The sequence below is a fragment of the Beduini sp. genome, from assembly GCF_047239305.1.
Taxonomy (GTDB): Bacteria; Bacillota_I; Bacilli_A; order Erysipelotrichales; family Coprobacillaceae; genus Beduini.
The window spans coordinates 478659-501356 of record NZ_JBKTEM010000002.1 but is presented as its reverse complement, the minus strand read 5'-3'; the positions used below and the strand labels follow the sequence as shown (position 1 = coordinate 501356).

32 protein-coding genes and 1 other annotated feature are annotated in these 22698 nt (G+C 37.7%); of the genes, 6 read left to right on the top strand and 26 right to left on the bottom strand.

All coding sequences use genetic code 11. From position 1 onward, the window contains the following. Positions 1-72: 72 nt before the first annotated feature. The 6 genes from ACLRVU_RS06210 to rplK all read right to left on the bottom strand — a co-directional run bounded on the left by ACLRVU_RS06210 (position 73) and on the right by rplK (position 3259). The gene (locus ACLRVU_RS06210; RefSeq protein ID WP_412891168.1) at positions 73-669 is read right to left on the bottom strand and encodes a class I SAM-dependent methyltransferase; all 597 of its coding nucleotides are present in this window, start codon (positions 667-669) and stop codon (positions 73-75) included. After that, positions 666-929, bottom strand: a complete 264-nt coding sequence (locus tag ACLRVU_RS06205) for a hypothetical protein (RefSeq protein WP_412891167.1) — start codon at positions 927-929, stop codon at positions 666-668. Before ACLRVU_RS06205 ends, ACLRVU_RS06210 begins: the two co-directional genes overlap by 4 nt. Positions 930-991: 62 nt before the next feature. Then, positions 992-1363, bottom strand: coding sequence for a 50S ribosomal protein L7/L12 (rplL, locus tag ACLRVU_RS06200; protein WP_412891166.1), 372 nt, complete (start codon positions 1361-1363; stop codon positions 992-994). 19 nt (positions 1364-1382) lie between these two features. After that, positions 1383-1901 carry a 50S ribosomal protein L10 gene (gene rplJ, locus ACLRVU_RS06195; RefSeq protein WP_147553780.1) on the bottom strand — a complete coding sequence of 173 codons (519 nt, stop codon included), beginning with the start codon at positions 1899-1901 and terminating at the stop codon, positions 1383-1385. Between the two features lie 38 nt (positions 1902-1939). Beyond that, positions 1940-2060 (bottom strand) — a sequence feature (ribosomal protein L10 leader region). 12 nt (positions 2061-2072) lie between these two features. Further along, the gene (gene rplA, locus ACLRVU_RS06190) at positions 2073-2759 is read right to left on the bottom strand and encodes a 50S ribosomal protein L1 (protein WP_147553779.1); all 687 of its coding nucleotides are present in this window, start codon (positions 2757-2759) and stop codon (positions 2073-2075) included. 83 nt (positions 2760-2842) lie between these two features. Continuing rightward, the gene (rplK, locus tag ACLRVU_RS06185) at positions 2843-3259 is read right to left on the bottom strand and encodes a 50S ribosomal protein L11 (RefSeq protein WP_041139894.1); all 417 of its coding nucleotides are present in this window, start codon (positions 3257-3259) and stop codon (positions 2843-2845) included. 221 nt (positions 3260-3480) lie between these two features. Between rplK and ACLRVU_RS06180 the strand changes: the two genes are divergently transcribed. Next, on the top strand, positions 3481-3936 hold the full coding sequence (locus ACLRVU_RS06180; protein ID WP_412891165.1) for a GAF domain-containing protein: 456 nt from the start codon (positions 3481-3483) through the stop codon (positions 3934-3936). Between the two features lie 25 nt (positions 3937-3961). Here the strand turns inward: ACLRVU_RS06180 and nusG are convergent, their stop codons facing one another. The 8 genes from nusG to ACLRVU_RS06140 form a co-directional block, all read right to left on the bottom strand. Next, entirely contained in the window at positions 3962-4519 is a 558-nt protein-coding gene (nusG, locus tag ACLRVU_RS06175; protein ID WP_041139896.1) for a transcription termination/antitermination protein NusG, read from the bottom strand. 1 nt (position 4520) lies between these two features. Further along, positions 4521-4709: a preprotein translocase subunit SecE gene (secE, locus tag ACLRVU_RS06170; RefSeq protein WP_041139897.1), complete on the bottom strand. Its 189-nt coding sequence runs from the start codon at positions 4707-4709 to the stop codon at positions 4521-4523. 11 nt (positions 4710-4720) lie between these two features. Next, positions 4721-4870: a 50S ribosomal protein L33 gene (gene rpmG / locus ACLRVU_RS06165; protein WP_041139898.1), complete on the bottom strand. Its 150-nt coding sequence runs from the start codon at positions 4868-4870 to the stop codon at positions 4721-4723. 52 nt (positions 4871-4922) lie between these two features. After that, a complete protein-coding gene (locus ACLRVU_RS06160) occupies positions 4923-5540 on the bottom strand; it encodes a sigma-70 family RNA polymerase sigma factor (RefSeq protein WP_412891164.1) in 618 nt (205 codons plus the stop codon). Between the two features lie 16 nt (positions 5541-5556). Then, positions 5557-6282 (bottom strand): 23S rRNA (guanosine(2251)-2'-O)-methyltransferase RlmB, encoded by a 726-nt coding sequence (gene rlmB / locus ACLRVU_RS06155; protein WP_412891163.1) that lies wholly within the window; start codon positions 6280-6282, stop codon positions 5557-5559. A gap of 10 nt (positions 6283-6292) precedes the next feature. Then, positions 6293-6703, bottom strand: a complete 411-nt coding sequence (locus tag ACLRVU_RS06150; protein ID WP_412891162.1) for a Mini-ribonuclease 3 — start codon at positions 6701-6703, stop codon at positions 6293-6295. Beyond that, positions 6703-8040 carry a cysteine--tRNA ligase gene (cysS, locus tag ACLRVU_RS06145; protein ID WP_412891161.1) on the bottom strand — a complete coding sequence of 446 codons (1338 nt, stop codon included), beginning with the start codon at positions 8038-8040 and terminating at the stop codon, positions 6703-6705. Before cysS ends, ACLRVU_RS06150 begins: the two co-directional genes overlap by 1 nt. Positions 8041-8207: 167 nt before the next feature. After that, a complete protein-coding gene (locus ACLRVU_RS06140; RefSeq protein WP_412891160.1) occupies positions 8208-8747 on the bottom strand; it encodes a hypothetical protein in 540 nt (179 codons plus the stop codon). 323 nt (positions 8748-9070) lie between these two features. Between ACLRVU_RS06140 and ACLRVU_RS06135 the strand changes: the two genes are divergently transcribed. Together ACLRVU_RS06135 and gerQ are read left to right on the top strand one after the other, a co-directional pair. Next, positions 9071-9439: a cell wall hydrolase gene (locus ACLRVU_RS06135; protein WP_412891159.1), complete on the top strand. Its 369-nt coding sequence runs from the start codon at positions 9071-9073 to the stop codon at positions 9437-9439. A gap of 10 nt (positions 9440-9449) precedes the next feature. Further along, the gene (gerQ, locus tag ACLRVU_RS06130; RefSeq protein ID WP_412891158.1) at positions 9450-9896 is read left to right on the top strand and encodes a spore coat protein GerQ; all 447 of its coding nucleotides are present in this window, start codon (positions 9450-9452) and stop codon (positions 9894-9896) included. Between the two features lie 23 nt (positions 9897-9919). Here gerQ and ACLRVU_RS06125 read toward each other — a convergent pair whose 3' ends face one another. Beyond that, positions 9920-11113: a bifunctional folylpolyglutamate synthase/dihydrofolate synthase gene (locus ACLRVU_RS06125; protein WP_412891157.1), complete on the bottom strand. Its 1194-nt coding sequence runs from the start codon at positions 11111-11113 to the stop codon at positions 9920-9922. A 123-nt stretch (positions 11114-11236) separates the two neighbouring features. Here ACLRVU_RS06125 and ung point away from each other — a divergent pair, with 123 nt between their 5' ends. Next, the gene (gene ung, locus ACLRVU_RS06120) at positions 11237-11905 is read left to right on the top strand and encodes a uracil-DNA glycosylase (RefSeq protein WP_412891156.1); all 669 of its coding nucleotides are present in this window, start codon (positions 11237-11239) and stop codon (positions 11903-11905) included. Positions 11906-11941: 36 nt separating this feature from the next. Here the strand turns inward: ung and ACLRVU_RS06115 are convergent, their stop codons facing one another. From ACLRVU_RS06115 to ACLRVU_RS06090, 6 genes are read right to left on the bottom strand one after another with little or no spacing between them, the layout of a single operon-like run. Beyond that, positions 11942-13393: a UDP-N-acetylmuramoyl-L-alanyl-D-glutamate--2,6-diaminopimelate ligase gene (locus tag ACLRVU_RS06115; protein WP_412891155.1), complete on the bottom strand. Its 1452-nt coding sequence runs from the start codon at positions 13391-13393 to the stop codon at positions 11942-11944. Between the two features lie 15 nt (positions 13394-13408). Further along, positions 13409-13651 carry an FtsB family cell division protein gene (locus ACLRVU_RS06110; RefSeq protein WP_412891154.1) on the bottom strand — a complete coding sequence of 81 codons (243 nt, stop codon included), beginning with the start codon at positions 13649-13651 and terminating at the stop codon, positions 13409-13411. A gap of 8 nt (positions 13652-13659) precedes the next feature. Then, on the bottom strand, positions 13660-14106 hold the full coding sequence (yabQ, locus tag ACLRVU_RS06105; protein ID WP_412891153.1) for a spore cortex biosynthesis protein YabQ: 447 nt from the start codon (positions 14104-14106) through the stop codon (positions 13660-13662). Next, positions 14106-14399 carry a sporulation protein YabP gene (gene yabP, locus ACLRVU_RS06100; protein WP_412891152.1) on the bottom strand — a complete coding sequence of 98 codons (294 nt, stop codon included), beginning with the start codon at positions 14397-14399 and terminating at the stop codon, positions 14106-14108. The genes yabQ and yabP overlap by 1 nt, the downstream gene beginning before the upstream one ends. 56 nt (positions 14400-14455) lie before the next feature. After that, positions 14456-14728 (bottom strand): RNA-binding S4 domain-containing protein, encoded by a 273-nt coding sequence (locus ACLRVU_RS06095; protein WP_041139909.1) that lies wholly within the window; start codon positions 14726-14728, stop codon positions 14456-14458. After that, the gene (locus tag ACLRVU_RS06090; protein ID WP_412891151.1) at positions 14725-15450 is read right to left on the bottom strand and encodes a glycerophosphodiester phosphodiesterase family protein; all 726 of its coding nucleotides are present in this window, start codon (positions 15448-15450) and stop codon (positions 14725-14727) included. The genes ACLRVU_RS06095 and ACLRVU_RS06090 overlap by 4 nt, the downstream gene beginning before the upstream one ends. 155 nt (positions 15451-15605) lie before the next feature. Here ACLRVU_RS06090 and ACLRVU_RS06085 point away from each other — a divergent pair, with 155 nt between their 5' ends. Then, positions 15606-16388 carry a Cof-type HAD-IIB family hydrolase gene (locus ACLRVU_RS06085; RefSeq protein WP_412891150.1) on the top strand — a complete coding sequence of 261 codons (783 nt, stop codon included), beginning with the start codon at positions 15606-15608 and terminating at the stop codon, positions 16386-16388. Here ACLRVU_RS06085 and ACLRVU_RS06080 read toward each other — a convergent pair. Together ACLRVU_RS06080 and ACLRVU_RS06075 are read right to left on the bottom strand one after the other, a co-directional pair. Then, on the bottom strand, positions 16380-17096 hold the full coding sequence (locus tag ACLRVU_RS06080; protein ID WP_412891149.1) for a transglutaminase-like domain-containing protein: 717 nt from the start codon (positions 17094-17096) through the stop codon (positions 16380-16382). The two genes, ACLRVU_RS06085 and ACLRVU_RS06080, sit on opposite strands and share 9 nt — an antisense overlap. A gap of 10 nt (positions 17097-17106) precedes the next feature. Further along, complete coding sequence (locus ACLRVU_RS06075; RefSeq protein WP_412891148.1) at positions 17107-17853, bottom strand: DeoR family transcriptional regulator; 747 nt, start codon at positions 17851-17853, stop codon at positions 17107-17109. A gap of 170 nt (positions 17854-18023) precedes the next feature. Between ACLRVU_RS06075 and ACLRVU_RS06070 the strand changes: the two genes are divergently transcribed. Then, entirely contained in the window at positions 18024-18917 is an 894-nt protein-coding gene (locus tag ACLRVU_RS06070) for a glycyl-radical enzyme activating protein (protein ID WP_412891147.1), read from the top strand. Here ACLRVU_RS06070 and ACLRVU_RS06065 read toward each other — a convergent pair. The 3 genes from ACLRVU_RS06065 to ACLRVU_RS06055 form a co-directional block, all read right to left on the bottom strand. Continuing rightward, the gene (locus ACLRVU_RS06065; protein WP_412891146.1) at positions 18914-19105 is read right to left on the bottom strand and encodes a hypothetical protein; all 192 of its coding nucleotides are present in this window, start codon (positions 19103-19105) and stop codon (positions 18914-18916) included. The genes ACLRVU_RS06070 and ACLRVU_RS06065 overlap by 4 nt on opposite strands. Positions 19106-19206: 101 nt before the next feature. Next, positions 19207-19917 (bottom strand): response regulator, encoded by a 711-nt coding sequence (locus ACLRVU_RS06060; protein WP_412891145.1) that lies wholly within the window; start codon positions 19915-19917, stop codon positions 19207-19209. After that, the gene (locus tag ACLRVU_RS06055; RefSeq protein ID WP_412891144.1) at positions 19910-22594 is read right to left on the bottom strand and encodes a DUF4118 domain-containing protein; all 2685 of its coding nucleotides are present in this window, start codon (positions 22592-22594) and stop codon (positions 19910-19912) included. The genes ACLRVU_RS06060 and ACLRVU_RS06055 overlap by 8 nt, the downstream gene beginning before the upstream one ends. Between the last annotated feature and the right edge of the window lie 104 nt (positions 22595-22698).

Sequence of the window (22698 nt, the reverse complement as noted above, 5' to 3'; positions counted from 1 at the left end):
ATAGGCATTTTAATATGCTAGCACAAGTTTTTCCATAAGTCAAGCACTTCAATGTCAAAAGTAGGATTTTGTTTATTCTTTCTTTGATTTTAAGATATAATACCCTTTATCTTTTTTTACAACCTCACAATTACCAAATACCTCATTCATTTTGCTTTTGGCACTAGGAGCTCCCTGTTTTTTCTGAATCACGATCCATAGTTCACCATCAATATTAAGATGATCATAAGCTTTTTCCAAGATCTGATGCACTACTTCTTTTCCGGCACGGATTGGCGGATTGCTCACAATCAAATCGAACGATTTTTCTACGTTATCATAGATATAGCTTTTATAGATTGCCACATCTTGAATATTATTGGCTTCTGCATTGTTTCTGCACAGGTTCAATGCCCGATCGTTAACATCGACCATTTCCATTTTCAGCCATGGATAAACGGTTTTCAGACAAACCCCAAAGGTCCCATAACCACAGCCTACATCAAGCAATGTTTTTTTAGTTTCATCCACCGCAATGGCATCTAATAATACCCGAGATCCATAATCTATCATCGCTTTTGAAAAAACACCATGATCACTGGTAAAATTCAGTATATGCCCACGATAGTCATATTGAAAAACCACAGGTTCACTGATTAAATCTGTATTATCTGTATAATAGTGCTTCATGACTTCCCTCCATTCTTTTTAAAGTAATAAAACCACAAACCTCCGATGACAACGACATCTATACCTATAAATAAAACAGCAGTTAAAAACTTCTGATCTAAAAACATTTGAATTCCTAAAGAAAGTATACCCAAAACAATGAAACCATAAAACACCATGATAAGCAATAAGATAGGATAACGAATCCATTTAGAAAGCTTCTTGTTTTTTGTTATTTCCATGACTGCCTCTAAAATTACTTCACCAATAAATTCAAGCATATCTGCTCCTTCTCCAATAAACAAAAGAGCCCTAAAATTTAGGACTCTTTATTTTAAATTAATTATTTAACTTCTACAGTAGCTCCAGCTGCTTCTAATTTTTCTTTGATTCCAGCAGCTTCATCAGCTGAGATGTTTTCTTTGATTGTTCCAGGTAATTTGTCAACTAACCCTTTAGCATCAACTAAACCTAATCCAGTGATTTCTCTTACAGCTTTGATAACTGCAACTTTAGTAGCTCCAGCTTCAGTTAATGTAACAGTTACTTGTGCAGGTGCAGCATCTTCAGCAGCGTCTCCACCAGCAACAACAGCTACAGGAGCAGCAGCAGTTACATCAAATTTTTCTTCGATTGCTTTTACTAAGTCATTTAATTCTAAGATAGTAGCTTCTTCTAAGTAAGCTAAGATGTCTTCATGTGATAATTTTGCCATTTTTCTTTTCCTCCGTTAATTAAGCTTCTTGTGCAGCTTCTTCAGATCCGCCTCTAGCGTCTGATACTGCTTTTACAACACGTGCAAATTTACTGATTGGTGCTTGTAAGCATCCAAGTAACATAGAGTACATACCGTCTCTGTTTGGTAATTTTGCGATTTCTTTCATTTCGTCTTGACCTAAGACTTTTCCTTCAACGATTCCAGCTTTGATCACTAATAAATCATTTTTCTTAGCGAAGTCAGCTAAAATTCTTGCAGGCGCTACAGCATCGTTTGTTCCGAATGCAATAGCGTTAGGTCCAACTAATTGAGAATTAATTTCTCCATACCCTAAGCTTTCAGTAGCTCTTTGTACCATTTTGTTTTTGTAAACTTTGAATTCAACGTTTTCTGCTCTTAATGCTCTACGTAATTCAGTTACTTCAGCCACTGATAGACCACGGTATTCTACAACAACAGCAGATTGAGCGTTTTGAAATTTTTCAGCGATTTCAGAAACGACAACTTTTTTTGCTTCAATTGCTTGTGCAGACATTGTTACACCTCCTATTAAATTTTAATATATGCAACAATATATCCTAATAAAAACCCTCAGATTGCTCCGAGGGTTATGTCAGCGTTAAAAAACGATAACACCTCGGCAACATAATTAAACTTTCGTCGTTGCTGTCTACGGTATATTGGTTGCGTCTAGTTTGTTTGCTAATTAGATAGCAGTTGCTACTTTGATGCTTGGTCCCATTGTTGATGAAACGGCGATGTTTTTCATATAAACACCTTTAGCACTAGCAGGTTTTGCTTTTACTAATACATCATAGATAGCCATATAGTTTTGTACTAACTTTTCAGCATCGAAAGATGCTTTTCCGATTGTTACATGAACATTTCCTTGTTTGTCAGTACGGTATGTTACTTTACCGGCTTTAACTTCGTTAACAGCTTTAGTAACATCCATTGTTACAGTTCCAGTTTTAGGGTTAGGCATTAAACCTTTAGGTCCTAAGATACGACCTAATTTACCTAATTCAGCCATCATATCTGGAGTAGCGATCATTACTTCGAAGTCTAGCCAACCTTTTTTGATTTCTTCTAAAACTTCGTTTCCGCCTACTACGTCAGCTCCGGCAGCTTTTGCTTCTTCAGCTTTAGCTCCTTGAGCTACTACTAATACTTTTTTAGATTTTCCAGTACCGTTAGGTAATACGATAGCGCCACGTAACTGTTGGTCAGCATGACGTGTATCTAATCCTAATTTGAAGGCAACATCCACAGTTGCATCAAATTTCACTGTACTTGTTTTCTTTACTAATTCGATAGCTTCTTCGATTGAATAAGCTGTTCCTTTTTCGATTAAAGCTTTCGCTTCAACGTATTTCTTACCTTTCTTAGCCATTTTGCTTCCTCCTTAAGTGGTAATAACGGATCATCCTCCCACGAGGTTGTTATATCCTTAACTTTTTAAACTTTACATCAAGATTAAAACGCTTCTACTTCAATACCCATATTACGTGCAGTTCCGGCAACAATTTTCATTGCTCCTTCGATATCATTAGCATTTAAATCTGGCATTTTGTATTCAGCGATCTCTCTTAACTTATCAGCTGAAAGAGTAGCTACTGTTTCTTTTCCAGGGTTGCTAGATCCTTTTTTAACTCCACAAGCTTTTAAGATTTTTTCAGCTGCTGGTGCTGTTTTTAATACAAAGGTAAAATCTTTGTCTTCAAAAACAGTGATGACAACTGGTACTGTTTCACCCATACGATCTCTTGTTTGATCATTGAATGCAGTACAAAATTTAGGCATTTGAATCCCTGCACCCGCTAATGCTGGTCCCGGTTTCGCTTGTCCTGCTTGGAATTGAATCTTAACTGTTTTTAATACTTTTTTACTCACGCGACACACCTCCTATAAAATTTGTCCGTGCTGTGGTCTATCGGACACTGTCCTTCCACGCTTGGTTAACACATACTGTGCCGATTACTTATTTTACATTAAATCGTGTAAAATGCAACACTTTTTTTCATTTTTTTCAATTTTCTCGATAGTCGATTGAATTCTTTTTCTTCCTCTATATTTTTACCCCATCTGCCGCTATAATATTCATGGGTGATAATATGAATGAATTAATGAATCAACAACTGTCCTTATTAATTGAAGATACAGATTACGAAATCTCTATTCTTAGCAACGCTGCCGCCTTATTAAAAGAAAGTATGAACAATGTTTCGTGGGTTGGCTTCTATCTTTATCAAAACAATGAATTGTGCTTAGGTCCCTTTCAAGGCAAAGTCGCATGTACTCGCATTCCTTTAGGAAAAGGTGTCTGCGGCAACAGCGCTGCCGACAAAAAAACGTATTTAGTTCCTAATGTTCATGAATTTCCCGGACATATTGCCTGTGACAGTGCTTCAAACAGTGAAATTGTGATTCCAATCCTGCTTGACGATCAGCTTTATGGAGTCTTGGATATTGATTCCGCTTCTTTTGACCGTTTCACTAAAGATGATCAGCAAAGTTTAGAAGAATTCGTTAAAATTTTAGCCAACCGCTTACTTCAATTAAAGCAGTAAAGGTATCCCTCGGGATACCTTTTTATTAATATTCTACTTTTTCTAACTGTGATAATTCGACTTCCATCGGTACTAATGTTCCTAACATATCAACCAAGATTTTTGCTTCTTGCTTATCCATGTCAATCACTTCCACTTTACCGATCTTATTTGCCATCGGTCCGGAAATCACTTTCACGTCATCGCCAACCCCGAAATTAAGATTAACGATTTCACTACGGATTCCCATCTTTTTCAAGATTGGCTCCACTTCCCCTTTTTGTAATGGGAATGGTTTTGCTCCACCACCGGAAGAACCGATAAACCCGGTAACTCCTGAAGTGTTACGTACGATATACCATGCTTCATCTGTCATGATCATTTCAACCAAAACATATCCCGGGAACATATTTTTAGTCACATTGACTTTCTTACCGTCTTTGATTTCTGTTTCCGTATGTTCAGGAATCACAATATTAAATAAATAATCCTGCAATCCCATTGATTCTACACGTTTAATTAAGTTTTCTTTTACCTTATTTTCATGACCTGAGTACGTATTGACTACATACCATTGTCTTCCTTCGTCATTCATTCCAGCCATATTAGTTCAACCCCAACATTCTCAAAATTACAGCGATGATGGCATCACTGCCAAAAAAGAATAAACCTAAAACCAAGCAGAAAGCCAATACAGTGGCTGAATTTACAAACAGTTCTTTCTTTGTCAGCCATGTGACTTTTTTCATTTCTGCACGAATACCGCTAATACTGAACCAATCTCTAAATTTCATACTGAGCCCCCTTATTTTGTTTCTTTATGCAGGGTATGTTTCCCGCATTTCTTACAATATTTATTTAATTCCAAACGCTCTGGATTTGTTTTAGTATTCTTATATGTCGAATAATTCCTTGATAAGCACTCTGTGCAAATCAGCGTTACTTTTTGCTTCATTTTTCATCACCTACAATAATTAAATTTAGCATATAATCTTCTATTAGTCAAATTAATGTTTGTTTAAATCAAACTTTTTTCTGATTCGGTAGATCGTATTAGATACTTTTTTGTCACTAATCGAAAGTCTTCCGGCTATCTCTTTATCACTGTATCCCAGCATCTTCATTTGCGCAATATCAGAAACATATTCCATTTTGCTTTCCTCTACCGCCTGATAAACCTGCTCGAGTGTTTCTTTAATGATTAAGCTTTCTGACGGCTGATGTCCGCGATAGGGATCTGCCAGTGCATTTTCTAAACAGATTGTACTTTCTTCATTGTCAGTCGTATACAATGGCTGATCGAGCGAAATAAATTGGTAATGAAACTTATTTTTAGCTATCGTTGCTTTCCTGACCATCGTATACCATCTTTTCTCCACGCAATTTCTGACAAATGTACGAAACGTTGCCAACGTATCATGCCGATACCGATCATAAACTAAATACAAGACAATTTGTGCTTCCTGCAAGAGATCATCTTCATTCAATGACCTTAATAGATCATAATAATAATTATTTAAAATCTTTTTAAAATAAGTGCGATACTCTTTAAATAAAAAATGTAACGCACATTCACTTCCTTGTAATATTAAATAGAGTAATTCGTAATCATTGACTTCTTCCACGTCATTTCCTTTCTACCTAGAGTGGAAAACGAGAATGATAGACCTGATAGAGAATCACCGCTGTTGCAACTGAGGCATTCAATGAAGTCACATGTCCTACCATCGGCAGCACCACTTTATAGTCACACTGCTGCTTCACGATACGGGTAATGCCCTTTCCTTCTGAACCAATGACAATACATGTCGGCATATTGTAATCGACGCTGCGATAATCCTGTGACTGATCGTTGTCACATCCCACAATCCAATAACCACGTTTTTTTAAATCTTCCAATGTTCTGGCAAGGTTCGTCACTTGTGCAACTTTCACATGGTCAATTGCCCCCGTCGATACCTTTGCGACTGTCCCATTTAATGAGACACTGCGGTTTTTAGCGATAATCACGCCGTCCACGCCAACTGCATCACAGGTCCTTAATATAGCCCCCAAATTATGCGGATCTTCTAAACCATCCAGCATTAAAAGCAATGGCTGTTTATTTTCAGGAATTGCTTTGATGATCTCATCGATGGAGTAATAGCGATAACCCTCAACGCTTGCGATTACGCCCTGATGATTAACATTTCCCACCAAGCGATCCAGCTCATTAGAAGAAACGATCTGATAAGGAACCTTTAACTGCTGACACAGTTTGGGGATCGTATGATCTTTTAGTGTCTTGCTGACCAATACTTCATAAACTCGTTTTTGCCCATTCAAGGCTTCTGATATTGTATTTTTTCCGTAGATATATTGTCTCATACTTTACCTCTTAATTCTTTTCATCTTTGCATTCACTTTGTTCAACAAATGCTTCATAGATCGTAAATAATTGTGCCAGTCTTTCTTCATTATGATTTAAATGCAAATGACCGATAACCGCCTCAAAGCCAGTTGACTTACTGTGAGCCAAAGGACTGGTATTTTTCAATACACGCGTTTCCTTTGCGTTTTTACCACGACGATAAAAGCTGAATTCCTCCTCAGTAAAAATATTCTCTTTTAGTGCATAATCAATGAAGGCTGCCTGTGCTTTGGCACTGACATAGGCAATAGATGCCTGCTGTAATAGATTTGGCTTAATAATATTCAAGTCCAATATGATATGTTCACGCACCCTTGTTTCCAAGACGGCATCCCCAATATACGCTAAAACAACAGCATTCATTAATTCTGTTCTCACTATAAGATGCCTCTTTCAATCAGCTGGCTGCGAAGACTATCTGCCTTCTCAAAGTCTTTTATTGCCTTGCTGTTTTGCCACTGCTGATATAAATCGATATCTTTATCAGTCAATGTTTTGATTTCAAACTTAAATCCAAACACTTCCAGCATCATCAGCAATGTATGATAGAGTTTAGCAATCGCATCAGCATCTTTTTCTTTTTGACGATACAGCTGATTCAACCCTTTGACTGCTTCCAGAACTTTTGATAATGCCAGTGATGTATTTAAGTCATCCTCTAATGCTTCAACCATTTCCTCTAAAAGAGGATCACATTGTGAACTAGGATCAATATGGTTTACCTGCATCCATAAAGAAATCTGTTTGATAACACTGCTGACTTTATCGACTTCTTTTCTGACATTACTCACCAAATCCTCTGTGTAATTAAGTGGATTGCGATAATGCGTTGACATCATCACCCACTTATAAACATTTATCCCTAATTTGGGAATCAAATCTTTTGCCCACATAACATTACCTAATGACTTCGACATTTTCGCATTATCTATGTTAATCATCTGATTATGCACCCAATAATTGGCAATCGGATGATGATGGCAAGCCATTGACTGAGCGATCTCATTTTCATGATGCGGGAATTTTAAATCCTGTCCGCCGCCGTGAATATCAATCTTTCCGCCTTCAAACAAATCGTTGATCATGACCACACACTCCGTATGCCATCCCGGTCTTCCTTTTGACCACGGACTATCGAACTGAATTCCATCATCTGTCTTTTTCCACAAAGCAAAGTCAACCGGACTTTCCTTTTTGCCATTTTCTTCTACACGGTTGCTGGCTCCATTCAGCAGATCTTCAATGCGTATTCCAGACAGATGTCCATATTCTTCAATTTTCTCTACTCTAAAGTAAACATCTCCATCTTTTTCGTAAGCAAACCCATTTTTCACCAAGTCATCAATGAACGCAATGATTTGATCCATAGTGTCTGTTACTCTTGGCGTATACGTTGGATGCAGTAAATTCAGTTCATCGCGAACAGCATTATAAGCATCGATATAGCGCTGTGCTAAAACCCGTTCATCGATTCCTTCTGCCTTTGCCGCTTTAATAATTTTATCATCCACATCAGTAAAGTTGGAAACAAAGATAACCTTCTTCCCACGATATTCCAACACTCTGCGCAGAACATCAAAAATAATTAACGGACGTGTATTGCCAATATGTGCATGATTATAAACGGTAGGTCCACAAACATAAATACTCACTTCATCCTCTTTTATAGGAATAAATTCTTCTTTTTTATTGGTCATTGAATTAAATAATTTCATGTTTTACCCTCCTAACAAAAAAGGCATGCATTCAAAGAAGCTTCACTTTTCATGCAATGCCAGATAACGAATCTTTAATGAGTAAACTGTCTCTACCCTTTATTGTACTCGCATCATAACTATTCTATTATTAACTTTATCATAACCGCTTTTAAATAGCAATTCCCTTATTCGCCTTGCTCTTTCACGGCAAACGTATAAAGAAATTTATCTATATTAATGATCTTGTTGTCGTAATCCTTTGTTGCTGTTTTATATTTTAAGCAATAGCGATATCCTTCTTCAAAAATCACCATATACTTCGCTTTTACGTCTCCGTTTTCAGCCACAATCTCATAGCAGCCATCACCATTAGTTAAAGTGACTTTAGTATTTGAAATAATCGTCGCTCCAGTGGTTTCCACTTCTACACGAAAAAGCTGAATCAATTCTTCCACTTTATTGTTTTCGATGACCGGATCAATCATCAGTGTCATCTCTTCTTGATCCTTTGCAAAGATCGTTTTAACGTGATCGCTTAATTCTTCTGATCTATTATATAAAGTCGCATCCTGTTTTTTAAAACTATTAGGATAAGTAAAAGAAACATTAGCATATTCATATACAGTTCCATCTTTTGTAATATTCACTGTTTTGTTTTTCGCACCGCAGGCCACAACTACCATACAAGCTACAACCAAAAGAGCGAATTTGATGATTTTTTTCATCAAACCACCTCCAAGCAGTTATAGTATACAAGATTTTATTTAATAAATCAACTTTTCTAAAAAAAGCCCTATTCATCAACACTTTTCTATTTATCAAATACACATTCAGAGTGATATTTTTCCACTTGAAAAGTATCTTTCAAAGTAAAACCAAGACCATTTTACTTAGCTTCTCATTCACTTTCTGAGGTCTATTTTTACAGAATTATTTTTCATGTATTTTTCAATCGTTTCTCTCATATATTAGAACGTATAGAAAAGAAGGTGAGAAAATCGCTAGATGTAAATATATCACAAAAGATATTGATTTATTAGGCCGTATCATGCGTTCAGAGGCATTGGGAGAAGGAAATTTCGGAATGCTTTTAGTTGGAAACGTCGTTATTAATCGTGTTGTTGCCAACTGTGATGTGTTTAGAAATACGACCACAATTCAGCAAGTCATCTATCAAAAGAATGCCTTTGAAGGGGTAGGTACCGATCTTTGGTTCGGAAGTGCCAACGGGAAAGAACGAGAACTGGCTTTAAGATGCATTAACGGTTATCGTGCTGATCCGGCAACCGATGCGTTATGGTACCGTAATCCTGGCAGGGACGTTCCTTGCCCGCCTGAATTCTATGGAGTCTTAGCAGGTCGTTTTAAACAACATTGCTTCTATGACCCAAAAGCTAATTTAAACTGTAATTTATAAAGGAGACAATATGGATTATCAAAAAACTTACACTTATCCCTCAACATTAAATCAGACAACGCAGGGGGCATCAACAACCACCCCTTACACACCACAGCAGACGATGCCGCAATATGCGCCTAATCAGCCATATCCAACACCGCCTGCTCAAACCCCACTGCAGCCAGTACCGCCTCAAATCTTACCACAGCCGGTACCTCCTATCAATTTCCCTGAACAATCTTACATTGAAAACATACTCCGTTTAAATAAGGGAAAGGTAGGGACTTTCTACTTTACTTATACGGATTCAAATGAATGGCGTGACCGTGTCTATAAAGGGGTAATCGAAGCGGCAGGACGAGATCATTTAATCATCAGTGATCCTAAAACCGGAAAACGTTATTTATTCCAAATGATCTATTTTGTATGGGCAGAATTTGACGAAGAAATTCAATATGAATACCCATATCGTTAAAAAGCGAACATGACGTTCGCTTTTTATTTGAGTAATTTTCTTCTTACATCGGAAATGAAATGCAAAGAACCTGTTACCACAATCATTTCTTTAGTCAGCAGTGCCCGGCTCAATGCTTCTTCAAAAGAAGCAAAGACATGGCAATGTCCCTTTAAATCCGTCAGATCGACTTTGCGTTCATCAGCAAAAACGGTTAAGTAAACGGTATAGTGCTTCTCCAGTTCAGCGATCATCTTCTCATAATCCTTATCTTTCAAAGCGGAAAAGATGATAATCACTTCTTTTTGCTTAAAGGCATCAATTGTTTTCTGCAAAGCCATGATCCCATCAATATTATGGGCACCATCAATATAAATTGAATGTCCTTGATAAGTGATCTTTTCAAATCGTCCCGGCCAGCTGGTTTCCAAAATCGCCGTTTCAATCTGCTGAGGCGTTAGCGAGATCTTCAAATAAAACAATGCCTCCAAAGCCAAACAGACATTCTCCACTTGATATAGTGCCGTTTGCTTTAAATGCAAGGACATATTGCGATACTCAAAGCAAATCGGATACGCATTAACAAGCGGCGGCTGACAGATCATCATCTGTGCCTGTTTTAACTCTGCTTCCTTTTTAATGACCGCTAAGCAGTCAGGCTGTGTCACAGTAGTAATGACCGCAGTATTTTCTTTTATAATTCCTGCCTTTTGAAAAGCAATCTCCTCCAGATTATTACCTAGTGAGGGAATATGATCATATCCGATATTGGTAATCAACGACAAGCAGCTGCTGATCACATTTGTTTTATCATATCTTCCCCCAATTCCCACCTCAACAATGGCATAATCGACTTGCTGAGAGGCAAAATATACCAACATAATCAAGACATCAATTTCAAATTTAGAGAGTCCTTCACTGATAATCCACTCGTAATGTTCATTAACGATTGTTAGTAATTCCTCATCGCTGATCGGCAGTTTATCAATGCAGATGCGATCATGATAGCTGATCAAATAAGGTGACGTAAAAGTTCCAACCTTATAACCCGCCTGATTCAATAAGCTGCGCAGATAATTGACAGTACTTCCTTTGCCATTGGTTCCGGTCACATGGATAAATTTCAATGTATCGGTTGGTATCTGATGCTGTTTCAATATTTTTTGATATGCAGCTAATGGTGACTTGTGAATTTGTCTTTCAATATAATCGATCGCTTCCTGAGCCGTTTTAAACATGAAATGACCTCCCTACATACTTTTAGCACACCTATTATACTCCAAAGTGAAAATAAAATATAGAATAAATAAAATCTATGATACAATAAAGAAAATATTGTAGAAGAATGGAGTTATTTATCGATGGTAAAAATAAACAACGACTGGGATGATCTATTAAAAGAGGAATTCAGTAAAGACTATTTCACCCAGCTAGAAGCATTTTTAGAAGAAGAATATGCAGCACAGACGATCTATCCGCCTAAAGAAGATTTGTTTAACGCATTAACTTACACCTCTTACCAAAATGCCCGTGTTGTCATCTTAGGACAAGATCCCTATCATGGCAAAGGACAGGCGCATGGCTTATGCTTTTCAGTAAAAAAAGGGATTACTCCGCCGCCGTCACTAAAAAATATGTATAAGGAATTACAGAGCGATCTAGGCTGTACAATTCCTGATCATGGTGAACTGACCAAATGGGCAAAACAAGGTGTATTAATGCTTAATACAGTACTAAGTGTTCGTGAAGGAAAGCCGAATTCCCACGCTAAAAAGGGTTGGGAAACCTTTACCGATCAGATTATCCGCAAGATGAACAAAAAAAATACTCCGGTGGTTTTTCTTTTATGGGGGCGTCATGCTCAGCAAAAAGCAGAATTAATCACCAATCCGCAGCACCTTATTTTAATGTGTGCACACCCAAGTCCTTTTTCCGCAAGAAACGGGTTCTTTGGCTGTCAGCATTTTTCTAAAACAAATGCCTTTTTAACCGAGCATCAGCTAATACCGATTGATTGGCAAATTGATTAACTTAAAAATGGCAGTGATCCAATTCACCGCCATTTTTTATATCTCTTTATGTGGAAGACACTCCAGGATGACTTCTTTTTCGATAAACTCTTTTTTGACTCCGTTTAGCTCCTGGTATTGTTCATGCCCTTTTCCTAAAATGAGAATCATATCTCCTGACTGTGCCAGCTGCAATGCAAATTCAATCGCACTTTTACGATCTTCGATTGCGACATATTTACCACTGGTTTCTTTCATTCCGCGAATGATGTCCGCCATAATATTTTCCGTTGATTCATAGCGGGAATTATCTGAAGTAATAATGCTTAACGTTGCATACATGCCTGAAATTTTCCCCATCTCATAGCGGCGCTGACGATCACGGTTACCGCCGCAGCCAAAGAGGGTTATCAATCGTTTGGGCTGATAGTGCAGCATCGTTTTTAAAATATTTTCCATGCTTAATGCATTATGCGCAAAATCAATGAATACATTGACTCCCGGATAAGTCTCCACAAATTCACTTCGTCCGCTGATATGAATCTCTTTTAAGGTCTCTTTAATCGTCATCACATCAATTCCGAGATATTCACATACACCAATGCACAACAGCGCATTGGAAACATTGAATTTACCGGGCAATGGGATTGTAAAAATCAGCTGCTTATAAAGAAACTTCATTTTTAATCCCTGTTCATTCAAATAATCAACAGCACTGACCGGCTCATCGACAACGCGAGTCAGATCATATAAACGAACTTTCCCATTCGCATTATTGATCATATCTACTGCATAAAAATCATCACGGTTGATAAAGCAGACATCACTGCGCCGCATCAGTTCCATTTTATAATGCTTGTATTCTTCAAAACTACTATGCTCATTTTCACCGATATGATCGGGAGATAAATTCGTAAAGCAGCCAATATCGAAAGTGAAACCATCTACACGATGCCGCATAATACCGATGGATGTCACTTCCAATATGACATGCGTATATCCCTGATTGACCATTTCTCTTAAATAATATTGAATCTCATAAGATTCCGGAGTGGTATTTTCAGAGGGATAGATTTGATCTCCTATAAAAATGCCGTTAGTTCCCATTAGTCCTACTTTAATCCCACTGTTTTTTAGTGTTTCATAGATCATGACCGCTACCGTGGTTTTCCCTTTGGTACCGGTAATGCCGATCATTTTCAGCTGACGAGCCGGCTGGTCAAAAAAACGACAGGATAATAATGCCAACGTCTTACGGATATCCTCGACATAAACCATCGTTACATCCGGATAGTTCAGGCTACGATTTTCCGTCACAATGGCAACAGCACCATTTTCAATTGCTTCATTGATAAATTGACTGGCATCCTGTCGTGTTCCGTTTATACAAACAAATAGAGATTGAGGTTTAACTTTCTTTGAGTGATAAGCTAAATGTTCAATCTCTACATCTAAATCTCCATGCATTAATACAAAATCTATTTGATCAAATAGTTTTGTCAGTTCCATAGCATACCTCAATCTTTATTGATTTTTTTGAGGTAAGATGACAACTGTTTCTCCGTCTTTTGTGAAAACATAATTTTCTCTGGCATATCGCGTAACATAATCTTCATTATTCAACATTTCGATTTCCAGCTGAATCGCTGCTTTTTCTTTTTCCAGCGCTTCTTTTTGTGCCGTTACTTCGGCCATTTCTTTCTTCTGTGTTTCAATGGTTTTATAATAATCTGAGACCAGCAGCCCCAATAAAACAATACTTACCATTAAATACGCTACTCCTCGTAGTTTTGAGAAGTCAAGTTTTCTTTTCTTTTTTTTATGCTTTTTCGCAGCCACTGTCTCACCTTCTTTTTGCATAGCTTTAATATACCACAAATCTTTTTAAAAATGAATACGCAGGGGCTAAAAATATATTTCAGCCCACGCATCACATATTCCATGTAATATAATGTATAAACTGCATAATAATGCTCATACATAATCAAACCCATCGTTAGACATAACAACATATAAAGATTGATTTGACCATCATTGATGTAAACATTCACGATCACATAAAGAAAAGAAAAAGCTGCCATCATTACCACTTCAAGCAAATAGCGTAGAATCGTTTTCCTTAAAACAAACACCAGGCGATTGATCGCACTGTAAATAAATCCCATGATGAGTCCGTAGGCAAACGATACCAGCAAACTCAGAAATTGAACTGAAAGGCTCATTATTTAAGTAATTTTCCCAGCATCTTTTCTTTTTGGACCATTTTCTTCTTGTTTGATACATAGCTCATTGATTCAATATTCCCTCTGATGCCAACTTCTCCTTTTTCCTGATCATAGCGTGCCAAAGCTAATTCATTACCTATGATATTCAAGAATCCGAGTGAAGTTTCAATCAAAAACTCCAAAGAATCAAAGCTTTCTATTTTTTTAACACCTGTTAATTCCACCGTTTTACGATCTTTTAAGTAAACATGATGAAACGGTGCATGGTCAAAATGGACATTATTTTCCATATTGATTCCTCCTTTCATCATAAAATATGAAAAAAGGCACTCTATTATGTCAAAACTTAATCATCATAATTCTGACTGATTTTCTCTTCTTTTACTATTTCATACAACATCGTACTATCATTTTTTAAAACATGCTCCTTAAGTTCCAACACTCTGACAACTAAGCGGCGAGTTCCAAACTCAACCGTAATCAAATCTCCGATCTTAAGTTGGGTACTTGGCTTTGCCACTTTATCATTAACAAGCACACGCTCACTTTCTGCAATTTCCTTTGACAAAGTACGTCTTTTGATAATACGCGATACTTTTAAAAACTTATCTAACCTCATGATTTCTCCTTATTCACTATTTTTTTAGCGACTAAAACACGGTTTGTTATGCACATATTGACTCCATAGCCGCTGACCATTTCTAAGTTTTCCTCTTTATTAGGTGTCCATACATTGAGCTTCAATCCATTTTCCAATGCTTTTTTCACTATGTTATCTGTCAGCATTGAATAGCGAGGATGCAAGTAATCAATTTTATAATGTCTTGCCTTAATGGCATTATCTTCAAAACGGCGTTCAAACACAAAACCGGCTTGAATCGTTGGATCAATTCCTTTTAATTTGGTTAATGAATCCATATGACTTGACGAAAAAATTACTTGATCCAACAAATCATATTTCTTAACTAACTCATAGACTTTTTCTTCAAGACCGACATAATCAATACAGTCTGTTTTCAAATCTAAGATTAACGGTACCTTCTTTTCTTTAGATAACGCTAATAATTGTTCAAGATTAGGAATTTTCACCCATTCTCCCACATCCTTGCCATTATTAAATTCAAATTCCAGTAATTCACGATAAGTGTAATCTTTGACCCATCCCATACCGTTAGAAGTACGATCGATTGTTTCATCATGGATCAATACACAAATTCCATCTTTACTTAATTGAACATCGGCTTCGATTCCGTCAGCCCCTTTTTCAATCGCCTGAGTAAAAGACAGCATCGTATTTTCCGGGTACTGATCACTTGCACCACGATGTGCATAGACTTTCATAACACCACCCCTTTATATAAGTATACGATAAAAGTTTCACAATGTGTAGAAAGAATTCACAGTGTGGATATGTTTACTCATTTTTACAGAATTTGAATGTTACTATCAAAGCTGTAGAAATATGTTATAGTAGGGATGAAAAAAGGAGGAACATGATGATTAAAGCAATTTTCTTTGATGTGGATGGAACCTTGTATTCTCACACATCCCATTCAATACCCAAAAGTACCCTGGCAGCTTTAAATAAACTAAGAGAAAAAGGGATTCAGCTCTATATTGCCACGGGGCGTCACATGCGAGAATTAGAGTATCTTAGAGTTCCCGAAGCCTTTTGCTTTGATGGTTATATCACTTTAAATGGGCAGTATTGCCTAGATCATGAGGAGGTGATTTATCATCGTCCCATTGATCTAGAAGACATACAGTGCTATTTGGATTATATAAAACTAAATCCAATCTCCACTTTATTTATTGAAAAAGATGATATGTATGTTAATTTTATTGATGAACATACGATTGCTGCCCAAGCAGCGATCTCCTCACCAATCGAACCGGTACGTGATCAGATTGACGGAAAAGCACCGATCTATCAGATGTGTCCTTATGTCAGTTTAGCTACTCATCAACAGATCTTAGCTTCTTTATTACCTCATTGCTCAATTACCTCTTGGCATCCGCAGGCGCTGGATATTACTCCGCTAAACGGAACGAAAGTCACCGGCATTGAAAAAATCATGGAAAAATACGGCTATCAAAAAAATGAAGTCATGTCTTTTGGTGATGGTCATAATGATTTGGAAATGATGGAGCATACCGGTCTTTCCATTGCCATGGGCAACGCCAATGAAGAAGTGAAAAAAAGAGCCGATTATATTACCGCTTCTGTTGATGAAGACGGTATTTATCTAGCTCTCAGCCATTTTGATTTACTAAAATGATGATTGTTCATCATTTTTTCTTATTTTATTTACATTGCGGTTCATTAAGCGACGCCCTACATGGCGAAATAAAAATGCTTTGCCTTTAGATAATGTCTGATGATGTTCCAGCAGTAAATCATCGGGACAATCATAGACACCAAAATCTTGATTGATGCCTCCGCTTTGAATATACGTATTATTTTTGTCCCAGTCAATCACTAAATGCCTGAAATCCTTAACTGCCACCCCATAGCCGCAAAAAGCACCGGTGCAGTCTTTAAAGATGGTTTGTAATTGGGTTAAATATGTCCGATCTAAAATATAGGCTTCCAGTTCATACCAAGTTCCTTCAAACCATACTTCAACCCAGCTGTGAAATACATTGCGGGGAGCAAGCTTATAGACAAAGCCGGTCATCGCCCCTTTTTGCAGCGACTTATCGATCGTGAAGCCATGAATGCGGCAGGGAATCCCCACGCCACGCAGCAGTGCCATGAATAAAGTTCCTTTTGTATTGCATTGTCCATAACCATCTTTTAAAACCTGTGCGGCAGAAATTTCATCACTGACATTATAGCCAAAATAAATCTCATCACGCACAAAGGCATAGATAGACTTAATTTTTCGTTCATCATCCAGCCTTTTCCAACCTCGCTTCAAAATCAGATCCTGCAGCATTTCAGAATTAAAATCAAGCATCGCTGTTTCTTTCAAGTAGCGTTCCATCTTTTTTATCCTATACCTTATAGACATCGATATGATGTTCTTTCAAGACCGCTTCATCTTCTATCGAAAGCTGTTCATCCGTAAAAACGGAACTGATCTGATCAAAACGGAACTGCAAAACGACACCCTGCTGATGAAATTTAGTAGAATCTGTCAGTATTGCTACATGCTGAGCCGATTCTGCCATGTTGCGAACGGCTTCACAGCGCAGCATATCCCCACCTGTAAATCCTTTCTGTTTTAAAAAGCCATCAGTCCCAACAAACAGCTTATCAACAAATAAATCCGCTATCTGCAAACGAATCATCGGTCCTACAGTGACCTGTGACTCTTTTTGATAGTCACCGCCTAATAAAATAACTTTGCATAAAGGCGCTTCTTTAATATAAGAAGCAATGAAAGCAGAATTAGTAATGATCGTGACCTCTTTTTTATGATAAGCCAGCTCTGCCGCTAACAGCGCGCAGCTTGATCCGGATTCAATCATCACCGTTTCACCGTCATTGACTAAAGCTGCTGCCTTCTTGGCAATTCTTAATTTAGTATCATAATTAAAAGCTAAACGTTTATTGATATCATCGGAATTATTTAGTACCGCATAGCCATGCTCACGAATCAGCAGTCCCCTTGAAGTTAATAAATCCAAATCCTTGCGAATCGTCACTTGAGAGACATTAAGCATTTCCGATAGCTTTACTACTTCCATTTTTTTATGTTCATTGACAATGTCTAAAATCTTCGTTTGTCGTTCATTCATATTCAGCACCCTCTTATGTAAGCAGTATAGCATAATCCCTTGTATTAGACAAATTAAATTGTTTCAATTAAGATATTATCACTTTCATTTGAAATATATTTTATATTTATATGTAATTATTAATTTACTATTAATGAGGAACATGCTATTATGGGATAGAGGTGAAATACATGAAAGCCACTATTTTCAATATACAAAAATTCAGTATTCATGATGGTCCCGGCATTCGCACGGTCGTCTTTTTCAAGGGATGCCCCTTGCACTGTAGCTGGTGTTCCAATCCTGAATCACAGTCCACTCATATTCAATTAACTTATAATCTTTCGGTATGTCAACATTGCTTGACATGTCTTCATCAATGTCCGACACAAGCCATTACCCATAATCAAAACAAAATTCATTTCGATTCTAAAAAATGTACGCTCTGTCTGCAATGTATCGAAGCCTGTCCTATGCAGGCGATTGATAAGGAAGGAGAAGAGAAGACGATTGAGGACATTGTTCAGGAAGTATTGAAAGATGTTCCTTTTTATGAGGAATCCGGTGGCGGGGTTACATTTTCCGGCGGTGAGTTTTTAAGCCAGCCCAAAGCTGCTTTAGACCTAGCTTATCAGTTAAAAGCACATCATCTTCATCTAGCCTGTGAAACAACCGGATTTTGTACGCATGAGACGTTTAAAGAGGTGATAGCCCCCTTTGATCTGCTTTTGTTTGATATGAAACACCATGATCCAAAAAAGCACCGGCAGTATACCGGTGTTTCCAATGATCTGATTATCAAAAATCTAACTTATGCCATTAAACAGGGAAAAGATGTGATCGCTCGGATTCCGGTCATTCCCCATGTCAACGATGACTTAACAGATGCCAAAGAGTTTTCGCTGCTGCTACAAAGGATTGGAATAAAACGAGTTGATCTCTTGCCTTTCCATCAGTTCGGTCAAAATAAATATGAGCTGTTAGATCAGTCTTATGAAATGAAAGATGTTCTGGCATTGCACCCGGAAGACTTAAAAGCGTATCAGCAGATTTTCTTAGATGATGGCTTGGACTGTCATCTTTAAAAGAAGAATTTAATCATAAAGTCACAAAGGATAACAATCGTTCCGACACTTAAAAATAAAGCTGTGATCATGCAAATTGAAAGAAAAAACATCATCCCTGCCATTTTAAACAGACATAGACTGCTTTCCAATCTTTCCTTGATTAGATATTGTGATTTTTCTTGTGACATGCTCATTATAATGTGCATATGGATCTCCCCTTTTCTACTTAAACAATACCATTTCTTTCATAAAGATGGCATCAAGGGTATATCCGATATCATTAAAGTTATATAAAGAAAAAGGGAAACTATCCCTTTTTTTGTTCGATTTGAAGCATACGGTATCCAACCCCAATATGGGTTTGAATATATTGCGGATGTGCCGTATCCTTTTCAATCTTTTTACGCAAAGTTGCCATAAATACTCGAAGAGAAGGCACATCCTCCGCTATTGCATTCGCCCATACCTTTTGCAGTATATAGTTGTGAGTCAGCACTTTTCCCACATTTTTAGCTAACAAACAAAGTAATTTATATTCAATCGGTGTTAAATGAATCTCCTTTTCATCAATATAGGCAAGACGGGTTGTATAGTCAATCCGCAGGGCTCCGTTGATAAATTCAGTTTCATCCGGTTTCACCTGAGCATCATAGTTTAAACGGCGGATCGTTACACGCAAACGAGCCAATAACTCTTCAACACTAAATGGTTTAGTAAGAAAATCATCTGCACCGGCATCCAGCGCCTCTATTTTATCGCGGTCTTCGCTTCTGGCACTGACCACGATGATCGGAACATTCGACCATCCCCTGATTTTCTTAATCACATCAATTCCATCCATATCCGGCAGACCTAAATCTAAGATAATAATATTCGGAGCTCTGGAAACAGCTTCCATAATTGCCGATTCTCCCGTTTTGGCAGAATAAAATACATAATGCTGAGTTTCTAAAGTGGTGGTAATCAGATTGCGTATTGCACGGTCGTCTTCCACAACTAAAATAGTAATATCAAACATATAGATTAACCTCCTGAGCTGGCAGTGTAAAGTAAAAAACCGTTCCCTGCGGATCATTATCCCTAACGCCGATCTCTCCTCCATGAGCTTGAATGATAGATTGACATAAAGCCAAGCCTAAGCCTAAACCACGACGGCTGTCACCTGATATGGAATCAGCTGTATAAAACATTTCAAACAGCTTGCCTTTATCTTCATCTGCAATTCCCATTCCATTATCCGCAATTTCAAAAAGAACCATCGCTTTTTCTCTTCTGACACTAATTTCAATTTTAGAACCGATCTGTGTGTATTTAATCGCATTATCCACAATATTAATCAGTACCTGCATAATTAAACGGGTATCCATCTTTGCCATCAGCCACTCATTTTCAACATGCAGTGAAATCTCATGCTCGCGGCTTTTGCGGCTTATATGACTTAATGCCTCGACACAGACTTCCTCAACCAATTCCGGTTCCATATGGATAGCGATCGTCCCATTATCAATGCGGGTAACGGCTAATAGATTTTCCACCAGATTGATCAGCCAGATCGAATCGTCATAAATATCGTTGTATAGGGACTGTTTCTTGGCTTCATCTAAAATCTTTCCATTATTTAATAAAACTCCTGCATTTCCGGAAATTGAGGTCAGCGGTGAACGTAAGTCATGTGAAATCGATCTTAATAAATTAGCACGCAGCTGCTCCTGCTTTGCCTGCATTTCAATTTCATTTTTTCTTTGAGTTGCCACTTCTTTTTCCAAAGCTAAAGCACATTCTCCTAATAAAGCCACTAACAAATTCTTTTCTAAAGAAGAAATCTGTTCCTTTGTTTTGATCGCAATCCCCAATACCGCAAAGACTTGATCTTGACTGCGAATGGCTAAATACAGACATTTTGCCCCCGGTAAAGTGTTGGTGGAGGCTCCGGCATGCTTATTATTTTTAAAGACCCACTGAGCAACAGCCTGTTCATCCATCGTTAGATAGCCTTCACTTTCAGTACCCGAATCACCGGAATAGAAAATCGGCGCTTTTAGTGTTTTATTTTCACAAGAGTATACAACAACCGGACAATTCAGCAGCTTAATTACTTGAAAAGCGGTCTGCTTGAGAATTTCATCATAGGTCATCATACGCTGCAGCTTCTGACTGGTTTCTAAAAGAACACTGGTACGATGTGCCTGTCGTGCCGATTGCCGTGCCTGTTCTTTTACTCGGGTCGTTAAGGTACTGATTAAAAAAGAAGCAATAAACATAACTAAGAATGTCACCGGATAACCTTTATCATAAGCCATTAAAGTAAAATGAGGATACGTAAAAAAGTAGTTAAATATCAAAACACTCAGCAAGGAAGAAGTGACACTGTAAATTCTTCCTTTTGTCACCATGGCAATAATTACGGTACTTAATATATATACGGTAATGATATTCGCATCGCTGAAACCCAAACTATAGAACCATGCTCCGATTAATGTAGCAATCACCAGCAAGAGTATTGTTTTCCACAGATCAATAAAGGATAAATGGATAGCTTTTTTCCAGTTATTTCTTTTATGCTGCAGGGCATTGGGATAATCCGGAATAATATAGACATCCAAATTAGGTGCTAAGACGGTTAGCTTTTCAACGAGGCTCTGCTTATTAAAAAAATAGCGCCTTTTATTATTGGAACGTCCGATAACGACTTTCGATACCCCTGCTGCTTTTGCAAACTCAGAAATCTGATCGGCAATATCCTCCCCATGCATTGTCACAATTCTTGCTCCCGACTGTTCTGCCAGCTTAATATTATTAAGTAAGCGTTCATTATCTTCTGTACTTAATGATTCTGACTTTTCCACATATAAAGCAGTAAAAGATCCATTAAACGCTCTTGCCATACGTGAAGCAGTCCGAATTACTTTCGCATTGGAGGGAGAGGAGGATAAGCAAATCAAGATATGCTCCTCCGTAAAGTAATCTCCTTTATGGGTTCTCTGCTTATTTTTTTCAACGAGCCGATTTACTCGGTCCGCACTGCGTCTTAATGCAATTTCTCGCAACGCCACCAGGTTTTCTTTTAAAAAGAAATTTCCCAGTGCCTTGCTTGCCTGCTTTTGCTGGTAAATTTTACCCTCATTTAAACGTTCAATCAGTTCATCCGGCTCAATATCGACTAACTCTACCTGATCTGCCGAATCAAAAAGGTCATCGGGAATACGTTCTCGAACAATAACCCCTGTAATGGAAGCAACGATGTCATTTAGACTTTCTAAATGCTGGACATTGACGGTTGTATACACATCGATTCCTGCTCGAAGCAGCTCCTCGATATCTTGATAACGTTTTTTATGACGCATTCCTACACTGTTGGTATGAGCAAGCTCATCGACTAAAATCAGCTGCGGATGGCGAGTCATTGCACGATCAATATCAAAATCTTTTAAAATCATATTCTTATATGGCAGCTCAACGTTCTCAATCTCTTCCAAGCCTTCGACTAATGCCATGGTTTCCGGGCGAGTATGCGGTTCGATATAACCAATCACGACATCTACACCGGCTTTTAAAGCGGCATGTGCCGCCTCAAGCATGGCATACGTTTTACCGACACCAGCCGCATAGCCAAAAAAGATTTTTAATTTTCCCCGATGTCTCTCCTTTGTTAAGCTTTCTAAGAGTGCATCCGGATTTAAACGTTCTTCTTCCATTTTGATATCCCTCGTTTCATCATTCTCATTATACACAATTATTTTTACAATCGCATTAGGATCCCATATAGATTTTCACTCACGTATTAAGATTGTATAAAGAA

Excerpts from the sequence above, each read along its gene's own strand:
- ACLRVU_RS06210 (WP_412891168.1), bottom strand. The coding sequence starts at position 669 with ATGAAGCACTATTATACAGATAATACAGATTTAATCAGTGAACCTGTG.
- ACLRVU_RS06205 (WP_412891167.1), bottom strand. The coding sequence starts at position 929 with ATGCTTGAATTTATTGGTGAAGTAATTTTAGAGGCAGTCATGGAAATA.
- rplL (WP_412891166.1), bottom strand. The coding sequence starts at position 1,363 with ATGGCAAAATTATCACATGAAGACATCTTAGCTTACTTAGAAGAAGCT.
- rplJ (WP_147553780.1), bottom strand. The coding sequence starts at position 1,901 with ATGTCTGCACAAGCAATTGAAGCAAAAAAAGTTGTCGTTTCTGAAATC.
- rplA (WP_147553779.1), bottom strand. The coding sequence starts at position 2,759 with ATGGCTAAGAAAGGTAAGAAATACGTTGAAGCGAAAGCTTTAATCGAA.
- ACLRVU_RS06180 (WP_412891165.1), top strand. The coding sequence starts at position 3,481 with ATGAATGAATTAATGAATCAACAACTGTCCTTATTAATTGAAGATACA.
- nusG (WP_041139896.1), bottom strand. The coding sequence starts at position 4,519 with ATGGCTGGAATGAATGACGAAGGAAGACAATGGTATGTAGTCAATACG.
- secE (WP_041139897.1), bottom strand. The coding sequence starts at position 4,709 with ATGAAATTTAGAGATTGGTTCAGTATTAGCGGTATTCGTGCAGAAATG.
- rpmG (WP_041139898.1), bottom strand. The coding sequence starts at position 4,870 with ATGAAGCAAAAAGTAACGCTGATTTGCACAGAGTGCTTATCAAGGAAT.
- rlmB (WP_412891163.1), bottom strand. The coding sequence starts at position 6,282 with ATGAGACAATATATCTACGGAAAAAATACAATATCAGAAGCCTTGAAT.
- cysS (WP_412891161.1), bottom strand. The coding sequence starts at position 8,040 with ATGAAATTATTTAATTCAATGACCAATAAAAAAGAAGAATTTATTCCT.
- ACLRVU_RS06140 (WP_412891160.1), bottom strand. The coding sequence starts at position 8,747 with ATGAAAAAAATCATCAAATTCGCTCTTTTGGTTGTAGCTTGTATGGTA.
- ACLRVU_RS06135 (WP_412891159.1), top strand. The coding sequence starts at position 9,071 with ATGCGTTCAGAGGCATTGGGAGAAGGAAATTTCGGAATGCTTTTAGTT.
- gerQ (WP_412891158.1), top strand. The coding sequence starts at position 9,450 with ATGGATTATCAAAAAACTTACACTTATCCCTCAACATTAAATCAGACA.
- ACLRVU_RS06125 (WP_412891157.1), bottom strand. The coding sequence starts at position 11,113 with ATGTTTAAAACGGCTCAGGAAGCGATCGATTATATTGAAAGACAAATT.
- ung (WP_412891156.1), top strand. The coding sequence starts at position 11,237 with ATGGTAAAAATAAACAACGACTGGGATGATCTATTAAAAGAGGAATTC.
- ACLRVU_RS06115 (WP_412891155.1), bottom strand. The coding sequence starts at position 13,393 with ATGGAACTGACAAAACTATTTGATCAAATAGATTTTGTATTAATGCAT.
- ACLRVU_RS06110 (WP_412891154.1), bottom strand. The coding sequence starts at position 13,651 with ATGGTAAGTATTGTTTTATTGGGGCTGCTGGTCTCAGATTATTATAAA.
- yabQ (WP_412891153.1), bottom strand. The coding sequence starts at position 14,106 with ATGAGCCTTTCAGTTCAATTTCTGAGTTTGCTGGTATCGTTTGCCTAC.
- yabP (WP_412891152.1), bottom strand. The coding sequence starts at position 14,399 with ATGGAAAATAATGTCCATTTTGACCATGCACCGTTTCATCATGTTTAC.
- ACLRVU_RS06095 (WP_041139909.1), bottom strand. The coding sequence starts at position 14,728 with ATGAGGTTAGATAAGTTTTTAAAAGTATCGCGTATTATCAAAAGACGT.
- ACLRVU_RS06090 (WP_412891151.1), bottom strand. The coding sequence starts at position 15,450 with ATGAAAGTCTATGCACATCGTGGTGCAAGTGATCAGTACCCGGAAAAT.
- ACLRVU_RS06085 (WP_412891150.1), top strand. The coding sequence starts at position 15,606 with ATGATTAAAGCAATTTTCTTTGATGTGGATGGAACCTTGTATTCTCAC.
- ACLRVU_RS06080 (WP_412891149.1), bottom strand. The coding sequence starts at position 17,096 with ATGGAACGCTACTTGAAAGAAACAGCGATGCTTGATTTTAATTCTGAA.
- ACLRVU_RS06075 (WP_412891148.1), bottom strand. The coding sequence starts at position 17,853 with ATGAATGAACGACAAACGAAGATTTTAGACATTGTCAATGAACATAAA.
- ACLRVU_RS06070 (WP_412891147.1), top strand. The coding sequence starts at position 18,024 with ATGAAAGCCACTATTTTCAATATACAAAAATTCAGTATTCATGATGGT.
- ACLRVU_RS06065 (WP_412891146.1), bottom strand. The coding sequence starts at position 19,105 with ATGCACATTATAATGAGCATGTCACAAGAAAAATCACAATATCTAATC.
- ACLRVU_RS06060 (WP_412891145.1), bottom strand. The coding sequence starts at position 19,917 with ATGTTTGATATTACTATTTTAGTTGTGGAAGACGACCGTGCAATACGC.
- ACLRVU_RS06055 (WP_412891144.1), bottom strand. The coding sequence starts at position 22,594 with ATGGAAGAAGAACGTTTAAATCCGGATGCACTCTTAGAAAGCTTAACA.